Raw genomic sequence first — 12,523 nt, forward strand, 5'->3', positions numbered from 1 at the left:
CGCGGGCGGCCCGCCCCCCGGTCACGCGAGAAGGACTCATGACCACCTCCACCGCCGCCGAGCTCATCGCTCGCTCCCACCGCCTGGGCTCCGACCCCAAGAACACCAACTACGCCGGGGGCAACACCTCGGCGAAGGGCACCGAGACCGACCCCGTCACCGGCGAGCCCGTCGAGCTGCTCTGGGTCAAGGGCTCCGGCGGGGACCTGGGCACGCTGCGCGAGCCCGGCCTGGCCGTGCTCCGCCTCGACCGCATGCGCGCCCTCGTCGACGTCTACCCCGGCGTCGACCGCGAGGACGAGATGGTCGCCGCGTTCGACTACTGCCTGCATGGCAAGGGTGGCGCCGCGCCGTCGATCGACACCGCCATGCACGGTCTCGTCGACGCCGCCCACGTCGACCACCTGCACCCCGACTCGGGCATCGCGATCGCGACCGCGGCCGACGGTGAGGCACTGACCGCCACGATCTTCGGGGACGAGGTCGTGTGGGTCCCGTGGCGCCGTCCGGGCTTCCAGCTCGGGCTCGACATCGCCGAGATCAAGGAGAAGAACCCGCAGGCGGTCGGCTGCATCCTCGGCGGGCACGGCATCACCGCCTGGGGCGACACCAGCGAGGAGGCCGAGGCCCGCTCGCTGTGGATCATCGACACCGCCGCCGCCCACATCGCCGAGCACAGCCGGCCGGAGCCCTTCGGCCCGGCCCTCGAGGGCTACGCCGCCCTCCCCGAGGAGGAGCGTCGCGCGAAGGCCGCCGCCCTCGGCGCGACCATCCGGGGCATCGCGTCCCAGGACCGCCCGATGGTCGGACACTTCACCGACTCCGAGGTGGTGCTGGACTTCCTGGCCCGCAGCGAGCACCCCCGCCTCGCCGCGCTGGGCACGTCGTGCCCCGACCACTTCCTGCGCACCAAGGTCAAGCCGCTGGTCCTCGACCTCCCGGCCTCCGCCTCGGTGGAGGACTCGGTGGCCCGGCTGCGCGAGCTGGCGGTGTCCTACCGCGAGGACTACCAGGCCTACTACGACCGGCACGCGACCCCGGACTCGCCGGCGATCCGCGGCGCCGACCCGCTGGTCGTCCTGGTGCCGGGCGTCGGGATGTTCAGCTACGGCAAGGACAAGCAGACCGCCCGCGTGGCCGGCGAGTTCTACACCAACGCCATCAACGTCATGCGCGGCGCCGAGGGCCTGTCGACGTACGCCCCGATCGACGAGAGCGAGAAGTTCCGCATCGAGTACTGGGCGCTGGAGGAGGCCAAGCTGCAGCGGATGCCGGCCCCCAAGCCCCTGGCCACCCGGATCGCCGTGGTGACCGGCGCCGCCGGCGGCATCGGCAAGGCGACCGCCAAGCGGCTCGTGGCCGAGGGCGCCTGCGTGGTCGTCGCCGACCTGTCGCTGGAGAAGGCGCAGGCCGCGGCGGCCGAGATCGGTGGCCCCGACGTCGCCGTCGGCGTGGCCGCGGACGTCTCCGACGAGGCGGCCGTCCAGGCCATGGTCGACGCGGCGGTCCTCGCCTTCGGCGGCGTGGACCTCGTCGTCAACAACGCCGGGCTGTCCCTGTCCAAGTCGCTGCTCGAGACGACCGAGGCCGACTGGGACCTGCAGCACAACGTCATGGCCAAGGGCTCGTTCCTGGTGTCCAAGGCGGCGGCGCGCGTGCTCATCGACCAGGGGATGGGCGGCGACGTCATCTACATCTCGTCGAAGAACTCCGTCTTCGCCGGACCCCACAACATCGCCTACTCCGCGACCAAGGCCGACCAGGCCCACCAGGTCCGGCTGCTGGCCGCCGAGCTCGGCGAGCACGGCGTCAAGGTCAACGGCGTCAACCCCGACGGGGTCGTGGCCGGGTCCGGGATCTTCGCCAGCGGCTGGGGCGCCAACCGCGCTGCGGTCTACGGCGTGGAGGAGAAGGACCTCGGCAAGTTCTACGCGCAGCGGACCATCCTCAAGCGGGAGGTGCTGCCCGAGCACATCGCCAACGCGGTCTTCGTGCTCTGCGGTCCCGACCTGACCCACACCACCGGGCTGCACGTGCCGGTGGATGCTGGGGTCTCCGCGGCGTTCCTGCGCTGACCGCCTCCCGACGACGACAAGGACCGACACGATGACCCAGAGCCTGGACGCCGCCGCCCCTCCCGGGCTGGAGCGGATCACGCCGCGCAAGACCCGCATCGGGCTCGTGGCCGGCGGGCTCGGCGCCTACTGGCCGCAGTTCCCCGCCCTGCTGCCCCAGCTGCAGGCGAGCGCGCGACGGGTGTCCGAGCGGTTCGCCGAGCTCGACTGCGAGGTCGTGGACGTCGGCTTCATCTCGGACGCGCAGGAGGGGGCGCGCGCCGCCGAGCAGCTGCGCCTCGCCGACTGCGACCTCATCGTCGGCTTCCTGACGACCTACATGACCGCCTCGATGCTCGTGCCCGTGGCCCAGCGCTCCGGCGCCCCGGTGCTGCTGCTCAACCTGCAGCCCACCGAGTCGATGGACCACGCGGAGTTCGACACCGGCGCCTGGCTGGCCTACTGCGGCGCCTGCCCGCTTCCCGAGATGGCCAACACGTTCCGCCGCTGCGGCATCGACTTCCGCTCGGTCTCGGGCTACGTCGAGGACCCTCGTGCCTGGACCCGCATCTCCCGGTGGGTCAAGGCGGCCGGCGTCCGGGCGGCGTTCCGGCACGGCCGGCACGGCCTCATGGGCCACCTGTACCCCGGGATGATGGACGTCTCCTCCGACCCGACGCTCGTCTCGGCCCAGCTGGGCGGGCACGTCGAGGTCCTGGAGATCGACGACCTGCGGGTCCGCGTCGAGCAGGTCACCGACGCCGAGACCGACGCCCGGATGGCGGTGGCGCGCGAGGTGTTCGTCCTCGACGACAGCGTCGTGGACGACGACTTCCGCTGGGGGTCGCGGGTCTCGGTCGCCCTCGACCGCCTCGTCCAGGACTTCTCGCTCGACTCGATGGCCTACTACCACCGCGGCCTCGACGGCGAGATGCACGAGCGGGTGGGCGCCGGGCTGATCCTCGGCGCCTCCCTGCTGACCGCGCGCGGCGTGCCCGTCGTGGGTGAGTACGAGCTGCGCACGTCGCTGGCGATGCTGCTCATGGACCGCATCGGCGCCGGCGGGTCGTTCACCGAGCTCCAGGCGCTCAACTTCCACGACGACGTCGTCGAGATGGGTCACGACGGACCGGCCCACCTCGCGATCAGCGCCCGCAAGCCGCTGCTGCGCGGCCTCGGCGTCTACCACGGCAAGCGCGGCTGGGGGGTCTCGGTCGAGTTCGACGTGGACCACGGACCCGTGACGGTGTGCGGGCTCGCCCAGGACCGCGACGGGCGCTTCTCGCTGGTCGCCTCGGAGGGCACCACCGTGGCCGGGCCGGTCCTCCAGATCGGCAACACCACCTCGCGCGTGGACTTCGGTCGCGACCCGGGGGAGTGGACCGACGAGTGGTCCGGCACCGGCATCGCCCACCACTGGGCGCTCGGCACCGGTCACCGGGTCGAGGAGCTCCGCGCCGTCGCGGACCTCCTCGGCCTGGGGATCACCGTCGTCTGACATGGGCAGCCACGCATCGGCCCCGCTGCGCCTCGCGGCCGTCGACCTCGGGGCCACGAGCGGCCGGGTGATGTCCGCGCGAGTGGGCCCCGGCACCCTGCGGCTCGACGAGGCGCACCGCTTCCCCAACGCCGCCGTGCGCGCGCGGGGGTCGCTCTTCTGGGACATCCTCGGCATCCATCGCGAGATGCTCGCCGGGCTCAGGATGGTCGCCGGCACCGGCCCGCTGGACGGGATCGGCATCGACTCGTGGGCCATCGACCACGGCCTGCTCGACCGCGACGGGGTCCTGCTCGGCAACCCCTACTCGCACCGCGACCCGCGCACGGACGGCGTGTCCGGTCGCATCGCCGAGGAGGTCGGTGCCGCCGCGCTCTACGCGACCACGGGCCTCCAGGACCTGCCCTTCGCCACGATCCACCAGCTCGTCGCCGCGCGGGGCACGGCCGCGCTCGAGGCGGCCGACACCCTGCTGCTGCTGCCCGACCTGCTCGGCTACTGGCTCACCGGCCACGCCGGCGCCGAGCGCACCAACGCCTCGACCACGGGGCTCTACGACGTCAACACCCGCGCGTGGGCGGTGGACCTGGCCCGGGCGGTCGGCATCCCCTGGGGCCTGCTACCGCCCCTGCGCGACCCCGGCACGGTGATCGGCCCCCTGCTGCCCGAGGTCACCGACCAGCTCGGGGTGTCCTCCCCCGTCCCGGTGGTCGCCGTGGGCTCGCACGACACCGCCTCGGCCGTGGTGGCCGTCCCCGCCGCGGACGACGACGTCGCCTACATCTCCTCCGGCACCTGGTCCCTGGTGGGGCTGGAGCTGGAGAAGCCGGTGCTCAGCGAGGCGGCCCGGCTCGCCGACTTCACCAACGAGGCGGGGGTCGACGGGACCGTGCGCTTCCTCAAGAACGTGACCGGTCTCTGGGTCCTGTCCGAGTCGCTGCGCACGTGGAGCGAGCGCCGCCTGGCCGGCGCCGACCTCGCCTCGGTGCTGGCGGCCGCCGCCGAGGCGCCCGCGCTGCGCACGGTCGTCGACATCAACGACCCGCGGCTGCTGGCCCCCGGGGACCTGCCCGGGCGGTTGCAGCTCCTCGCCGAGGAGGCCGGTGAGCCGGTCCCGCGGACCCCGCAGGCGATCACCCGGTGCATCCTCGACAGCCTCGCGCTGGCCTACCGCCGGCACCTGCGCACGGCGGCCGAGCTCGCCGGGCGGCGTGTGTCGGTCGTGCACGTGGTGGGTGGCGGCTCGCAGAACCGGCTGCTCTGCCAGCTCACGGCGGACGCCACCGGCCTGCCCGTGCTCGCCGGGCCGGTCGAGGCCGCGGCGCTCGGCAACGTGCTCGTGCAGGCGCGCGCCCTCGGCGCCGACCTGCCGGACCTGGGGGCGATGCGTACGTTGGTCCGCACCACGCACGAGGTGCGCCGCTACGAGCCGCGCCCCGGCGTCGACTGGGACGCCGCCGAGCGCCGCCTGGGCGCCGTCACCGCTGCGCCACCGACGAGAGGGACCTCATGAAGCGTCAGCTCCCCCGGCGCCACGACCTGGCGCCGCTGCTCAAGTTCAAGAGGCCGGTCCTCTCGCCCAAGGAGCGGCGCCTGGCCTCGGCGCTGACCATCGAGGACCTGCGCCGGATCGCCAAGCGTCGTACGCCCAAGGCGGCCTTCGACTACACCGACGGCGCCGCGGACGGCGAGGTCTCGCTGGCCCGGGCCCGGCAGGGTTTCGCCGACGTGGAGTTCCACCCCTCGATCCTGCGCGACGTGTCGCGCGTCGACACCTCGCGCGAGGTGCTGGGCGGCCGGGTGGCGCTGCCGTTCGGGATCGCGCCGACCGGCTTCACCCGCATGATGCAGTCCGAGGGCGAGATCGCGGGCGCCACGGCCGCGGCGGCCGCAGGCATCCCGTTCGCGCTCTCGACGATGGGCACGACCTCGATCGAGGACGTCGCCGCGGCGGCGCCGGGCGGGCGCAACTGGTTCCAGCTCTACATGTGGAAGGACCGCGAGCGGTCCATGGCCCTGGTGGACCGTGCGGCCGCCGCCGGCTACGACACCTTGCTGGTCACCGTCGACGTCCCGGTCGCCGGCGCGCGCCTGCGCGACGTGCGCAACGGCATGACCATCCCGCCGACTCTGTCGCCGCGGACGGTCGTCAACGCGATCCCGCGACCGGCGTGGTGGATCAACTTCCTCACCACCGAGCCGCTCGCCTTCGCCTCGCTGGACTCCTGGTCGGGCACCGTGGCCGACCTGCTCGACACGATGTTCGACCCCACCGTCACCTTCGACGACCTCGCGTGGATCCGGTCGCAGTGGCCCGGCAAGATCTCGGTGAAGGGCGTGCAGAACGTCGAGGACTCGCGCCGCCTCGCCGACCTCGGCGTGGACGCGATCGTGCTGTCCAACCACGGCGGCCGCCAGCTGGACCGGGCTCCGGTGCCCTTCCACCTGCTGCCCGACGTCGTCCGTGAGGTCGGCTCGGACCTGGAGGTGCACCTCGACACCGGGATCATGTCCGGCCAGGACATCGTGGCGGCCCTCGCCCACGGGGCCCACTTCACGATGATCGGGCGCGCCTACCTCTACGGCCTGATGTCGGGCGGTCGCGAGGGCGTGGACCGCACCATCGAGATCCTGACCGGACAGATCGAGCGGACCATGCGGCTGCTCGGGGTCACGTCCCTCGACGAGCTCGAGCCCCGTCACGTCACGGCGCTGCGACGGTTGTCCGCCCGGGACTGAGGCAGGCATGCCCGAGGAGATCCCGCAGGGCCACGTGGTCGCGCGCGCGACGTGGCGGCCCGAGCCAGCCGACCTGGAGGTGCTCAGCCTGCTCGCGGGCGGGCTCACCGTGGACGCGGTGGCCCGTCGGCAGGGGGTCTCCGAGCGCACGGTACGACGACGGCTGCGCTCGATCGCGGACCAGATCGGCGTCGACTCAACGATCGAGGCGGTCGTTCACGCGGTCCGCTCGCGGCTGATCTGAGGTGTCCACGCATTCGGCGTGACCGGATGCGGACAACCGCATTGTGACGGGCGTCACGAGGGCCTACGTTGCTGGTTGCAACGTTTCAAAGCCTCTCGAGTCAGGACCTCTCCCCATGCCGTCTGCCTCCTCGCTCCGCCTGCGCTCGCTCGCCTCGGGACTCGCGGTCGCGCTGTCCGCCGGCGCCCTCGCCCCCCTCGCCCTGGGGGTCCCCGCCCACGCCGCCGCGCCCGCGCACGCGGCGCGGTCGGCTGCGGCCGGGGAGGCGCTGACGGTCGGCCACCTCACCGCCAACGGCCGCGTCGACCCGCTCGGCATCCCCGGAGCACCGCCCAGCCTGGGCTGGGTCTCGGAGTCCACCGGGCGCGGTGTCGTGCAGTCGGCCTACCAGGTCCGCGTGGCCTCCGACGAGGACGCGCTCGAGGACGCCGACGTGTGGGACAGCGGCCAGGTGGAGTCGGCGCGGCAGGTCGACGTCGTCTACGGCGGCCCCGAGCTGACCTCCGGCACGTCGTACGTCTGGCAGGTCAAGGTCTGGGACGGCGAGGGTCGGGAGTCCGCCTGGAGCGCGCCCGCGACCTTCGAGACCGGCCTGCTGGAGCCCGCCGACTGGGGCGATGCCGCCTGGGTCGGCAAGCCCGCCGGCACGGAGATCAACCGCTGGACCGACTACACCGTCGACTTCGACTTCGACATCGACAACCTGACCTTCGGCACGTTCGTCCGCGCCAGCAGCGCCGCCAACGGCTACATGTGGCAGCTCAGCGTCGCCGACGGCACCCCCCGCTTCCGCCCGCACCTGCGGGTCAACGGCAACTACACCCTCCTGGACAACAAGAGCATCGCCTCGGTCATCTCGGCCGCCGACCTCGTCGCCGGCGAGCACACGATGAGCGTCACCTTCGACGGGCCGACGATCACGACCAGGCTGGACGGCACCACGATCGACACCCGCACCGACTCGACGTTCGACCGGGGCTTCGTCGGCTTCCGGTCCGACCAGGCCAACGAGGGCACCGAGCGGGCCACCGTCCACGCCGTCCGCGTGACCGCCGAGGGCGGCGACACGCTGCTGGACACCGACTTCACCGCCGGCAACCCGTTCAGCGGCGGCACCCTGGTGCCCGGCGGCCTCCAGCTGGCGGGCCGGCTCGAGGCGCTGTGGCGCTCGCCCGACGCCAACCGGCCGCTGCTGCGCACGGAGTTCGCCACCGACGAGGGCAAGACCGTCGAGAGCGCCCGCGTCTACGCCTCCGCCCACGGCATCTACGAGCTGAACCTCAACGGCGAGGAGGTCGGCGACCAGCTCCTCGCTCCCGGGTGGACCGACTACCGCAAGCGGATCCAGTCCCAGACCTACGACGTCACCGAGCTGGTGCGCTCGGGCGAGAACGCCTTCGGTGCCGAGCTCGCCGACGGCTGGTGGGCCGGCAAGGTCGGCATGTGGGGACCCACGATGTACGGCGACCAGCTCGCCCTCGTCGCCCGCCTGCGGGTCGACTACACCGACGGCACCAGCGAGTGGGTCGACACCGACGACAGCTGGAAGTCCCACTACGGCCCCTACGTCTTCACCGACAACATCGACGGCCAGACCTACGACGCACGCGCCGAGCAGACGGGCTGGGAGCTGCCGGAGTTCGACGACGCGGGCTGGTCCGACGTGGCCGTCGTGCCCTCCGACACCGCCAAGCTGGTGCCGCAGCGCGACGAGCCGGTGCGGGTCACCCAGGAGGTCGCGACCCTCGCCCGCACGGAGCCGACCCCCGGCGCCTTCGTCTACGACCTCGGCCAGAACATGGTCGGCGGCGCTCGCATGCGGCTCTCCGGCCTCGCCGGGCAGACCGTGACCATCCGCTACGGCGAGATGCTCAACCCCGACGGCACGCTCTACACCGCCAACCTGCGCGCGGCGAAGGTGACCGACCGCTACACGTTCGCGACCACCGGCGCCGTGACCTACGAGCCGACGTTCACCCAGCACGGGTTCCGCTACGTCGAGATCGTCGGCGCCTCCACGCCGCCGGCCACCGCCGACGTCACCGGCGTGGTCTGGGGCTCGGACCTGGCCGCCACGGGCACGCTCGAGACCTCGGACCCGATGCTCAACCAGCTGGTCAGCAACATCTCCTGGGGCCAGCGCGGCAACTTCCTGTCCATCCCCACCGACACCCCCGCGCGCGACGAGCGCCTGGGCTGGACCGGCGACATCAACGTCTTCGCGCCGACCGCGAGCTACCTGCGCGACACCCGTGCCTTCCTAGGCAAGTGGATGGTCGACCTGCAGGACTCCGCGCGTGAGAACGGCAACTTCCACGGCATCGCGCCGGTGCCGCCGGGCATCGACCTGGGCAGCGGTCTCGGCTGGTCCGACGCCGCCGTGACCGTGCCGTACGCCGTGTGGCACGCGCACGGCGACACCGCGATCGTGCGGGAGAACTACGCCGCCATGGAGAAGTTCCTCCGCTTCACCGAGCAGGGCGCGGGGGCCGACCTGATCGACACCGCCCGCGGCAACTGGGACGACTGGCTCAACCTCAACGACAACACGCCCACCAGCGTGCTGGGGACGGCCTACCTGGCGGAGAACGCCCGGATGATGTCCGAGATGGCAGCCGCCGTCGGCGAGGACGCCGACGCCGAGGAGTTCGCGCAGCTCTCGGCCGACGTGCGCGCCGCCTTCGCGGACAGCCTCGTCCAGCCCGACGGGACCGTCGACGGCAACAGCCAGACGGCGTACGCGATGGCGCTGGGCATGGACCTCGTGCCGGACGCCGCCCTGCGCGACAAGGTGGCGGCCAGGTTCGTCGCCAAGCTCGCCGCGAGCGACAACCACTTGACGACCGGGTTCCTCGGGACCCCGTGGCTGCTCCCCGCGCTCAGCAGCATCGGCCGCGACGACCTCGCCTACACGCTGCTCATGCACAAGGACTACCCGTCCTGGGGCTACGAGGTGGCGAAGGGCGCGACCACGATGTGGGAGCGCTGGGACTCCATCAAGCCCGACGGCACCTTCGGCGACGTCGGCATGAACTCCTTCAACCACTACGCCTACGGCGCCGTGGGTGACTGGATGTACCAGAACATCGGTGGCATCAAGGCCCTCGAGCCCGGCTACAAGAAGATCCGCGTGGCGCCGGTCGTAGGTGGCGGGCTGACCCACGGTGGCGGTGACATGGAGTCGGTCTACGGCACCATCGCCACCGACTGGGAGCTCGAGGGTGAGGACCTGTCGCTCACCGTCGACGTCCCGGTCAACACCACCGCCGAGGTGGTGCTGCCCGCCGACACCACGTGGGCCGTCACCGAGAGCGGCACGCTGCTCGACCAGGCGGACGGCGTCACCGGCGCGACCGCCGAGTCGGGCCTCGTGACCGTCACCGTCGGGTCGGGTCACTACGAGCTCGCCGTGACCCAGGGCAGCGCCGAGCTGGGCGCCATCCTGGACGCCGTCGACGGCCTCAGCGCCCACGTCGGCGGCCTGGCCGAGGCCGGCGACCTGGCCGCGGGCGACCGCGAGCAGCTCGACGCCGGTCTCGCGGCGGCTCGCGGCGACGTGACCGACGCCCTCCTCGCCCGTCTGGCCGGCGACGACGCAGACGTGACGTCGGCGCTGCGCTCCGCGCTCGGCGAGGTGCGCGACCTGCGCGCCTGGCTGACGGGCTCCGAGGTCGCCGCCCCGGTCAAGGCGGACCTCGACTCGCGGCTCGCCGCGGTCGAGAACCAGCTCGTGCTGGCGGTGACCTCGTCGCTGGGGTTCTCCGTGACGCTGCCGCCGGTCGCGGCCCCCGCCCTGCCGGGTGGTGCGGTGACCGGGACCGTCGAGGTCACCAACACCTCCACCTCCGCCATCACGGGTCTCTCGGGCACGGTCACGGTGGACGGCTGGGACCCGGTGGAGGTCTCCGCCGCGAGCGTGGCGGCGGGTCAGAGCGTGCAGCTGCCGGTGACGGTGGCCGTGCCGAAGCACCAGGCGCCCGGCTCCTACGACGCCACGCTGTCGCTGAGCTTCACCCTCGGCGGGGAGACCTTCACCGTGAAGGACACCACCGCCGGCTGGGCGAAGGTCACCTCCGGGCTGGAGATCGGCGACCTGGTCGCCGAGCTCGGCACCGGTGAGCCGGCCGAGCGGGCCACCTTGGACGTGCCGGTCTCCAACACCGGGACGTCGGCGGTCCGCGCCCGGGTCGCGGTGGAGCTGCCCGCGGGCTGGAGGGCGGTGCCCTCGCGCGAGGTCCTCGTCCCCGCCGGCGGGTCGGCCGTCGCCGAGGTGCCGGTGATCGTGCCCCTCGACCGGGTGGCCGGCAGCGTGCCGGTGACGGTCTCCGTCCTCCGCGCGGGCGCGGTCCTGGCCTCGGAGGAGTCCGCGGCGACGTTCGGCCTCGTGACCCCGCCCAGCGCCGGTGTCGTCGACCACGTCGACTTCGGCAACGGGCCCTCGGAGTCGGCGCACGCGCTGCAGGCCTCCCCCTCCAGCGGGACCAACACCGAGGCCGGCCTCACCCGCCGGTACGCCAACTCCGGGACCCCGGGCTCGTGGTACTCGGTGGTCGTCGACGTCCCCGCCGGGCAGCCGTTCGTGCTGCGCGACATCGAGACCTTCGACGGCGCGCGGACGAAGAAGTACCACGTCTACGTCGACGACGTCCTGGTCAAGACGCAGCTGGTGCCGCGCAGCGAGGGTGGTGCGGGCACCAAGGTCTACGACGCCCTGGTCGACGACCCGGCCGTGCTCGACAACGACGGCAGCGTGCGGGTGAGGTTCGAGTACCCGACGGACGCGTCGGGCTTCTTCGACCCGTCGATCGCCGACCTGTGGGTGCTGCCGGTCCCCGCCGACACCCAGGCGCCGGACGTCTCGGCCGCGGTCTCCTCGGGGACCGTGGGCGACGACGGCTGGTTCCGCTCCGACGTCCTGGTCGGGGTGGATGCTGCGGACAACCGCGACGGTGCGCCGACCGTGGAGACCGGGGCGGGCGCGGGCTGGGAGGCCTACGTCGGACCGGTGCCGGTCACCGGTGACGGCAAGCGCGAGCTGACCTTCCGGGCCCGCGACCTGGCCGGCAACACCTCGGCCGTGGGCACGCTCCCGGTGTGGATCGACACCGTCGCTCCGATGACCACCCTGGCGGTCACGCAGAAGCCGGGCGTGGAGTTCTCCGACCGGGCCACCCTCGCCTTCACGGCGCAGGACGCGACCAGCGGGGTGGGCCGGACGGCCTACCGCGTCGACGGTGGCGAGTGGCAGGTCGCCGGCGAGGCGCCCGTCGAGGTCACGGGCTACGGCCCGCACCTGGTGGACTTTGCGTCCACCGACGTGGCGGGCAACCCGGAGGCGGTGCGTCACGAGACCGTGACGCTGGCCGACGTCGAGACGGTCGCCGCGCTGGTGGCTCCTCAGGTGAGCGGACCGGCGCGGGTCGGGTCGACGCTGACCTCGACGACGGGCTCCTGGAACACCAAGGGGCTCGGCTTCGCCCGCCAGTGGCTGCGCAACGGCTCGCCGATCGCCGGCGCGACCGGACCGACGTACAAGGTCGGTGCGGCGGACGTCGGGCGGCGGCTCTCGGTGCGGGTGACCGCCACCAAGGCCGGCAAGGCGCCGGGGGTCTCGACCTCCACGGCCACCGCGCCGGTCACCAGGGCGACGTCCTCGACCAAGGTCTCGACGAACCGGACCAAGGTCGGGCGCGGCAAGCCGCTGCGGGTGACGGTCAAGGTGACCTCCAGCCCGACCGCGACCGGCACGGTAGCCGTGAAGGTCGACGGCAAGGTGGTCCGGCGGGTGGCGGTGAGGAACGGCAAGGCCGTGGTGACCGTCAAGATCGCCAAGCGCGGCCGCCACAAGGTCACCGCCGCCTACCAAGGCTCCGCGACGGTAGCCCCCTCCACCTCCCCGGTGCGGGTGGTCAAGGTGACTTGAGAGCACCCCCCGCCGGGATAGTCCCTAACGAACCAGTGGTTTGAGAGCCCTCTCACCCACGAATC

Annotated in this window: 6 protein-coding genes; all 6 read left to right on the forward strand. The window is 72.8% G+C overall.

From position 1 onward, the window contains the following. Window positions 1–38: 38 nt before the first annotated feature. Window positions 39–2,075 (forward strand): bifunctional aldolase/short-chain dehydrogenase, encoded by a 2,037-nt coding sequence (locus E4622_RS18660; protein ID WP_134740968.1) that lies wholly within the window; start codon window positions 39–41, stop codon window positions 2,073–2,075. A gap of 31 nt (window positions 2,076–2,106) precedes the next feature. Further along, on the forward strand, window positions 2,107–3,552 hold the full coding sequence (locus tag E4622_RS18665; protein WP_134740969.1) for an L-fucose/L-arabinose isomerase family protein: 1,446 nt from the start codon (window positions 2,107–2,109) through the stop codon (window positions 3,550–3,552). A 1-nt stretch (window position 3,553) separates the two neighbouring features. Then, window positions 3,554–5,065 carry an FGGY-family carbohydrate kinase gene (locus E4622_RS18670; RefSeq protein WP_134740970.1) on the forward strand — a complete coding sequence of 504 codons (1,512 nt, stop codon included), beginning with the start codon at window positions 3,554–3,556 and terminating at the stop codon, window positions 5,063–5,065. After that, the gene (locus E4622_RS18675; RefSeq protein ID WP_134740971.1) at window positions 5,062–6,291 is read left to right on the forward strand and encodes an alpha-hydroxy acid oxidase; all 1,230 of its coding nucleotides are present in this window, start codon (window positions 5,062–5,064) and stop codon (window positions 6,289–6,291) included. The genes E4622_RS18670 and E4622_RS18675 overlap by 4 nt, the downstream gene beginning before the upstream one ends. Window positions 6,292–6,298: 7 nt before the next feature. Further along, window positions 6,299–6,535: a helix-turn-helix domain-containing protein gene (locus tag E4622_RS18680; RefSeq protein ID WP_134740972.1), complete on the forward strand. Its 237-nt coding sequence runs from the start codon at window positions 6,299–6,301 to the stop codon at window positions 6,533–6,535. 115 nt (window positions 6,536–6,650) lie between these two features. Next, the gene (locus tag E4622_RS18685) at window positions 6,651–12,458 is read left to right on the forward strand and encodes a family 78 glycoside hydrolase catalytic domain (RefSeq protein WP_134740973.1); all 5,808 of its coding nucleotides are present in this window, start codon (window positions 6,651–6,653) and stop codon (window positions 12,456–12,458) included. Window positions 12,459–12,523 lie beyond the last annotated feature (65 nt).

Origin of the sequence: Nocardioides sp. 503 (genome assembly GCF_004522095.1) — a bacterium.
Lineage (GTDB): Bacteria > Actinomycetota > Actinomycetes > Propionibacteriales > Nocardioidaceae > Nocardioides.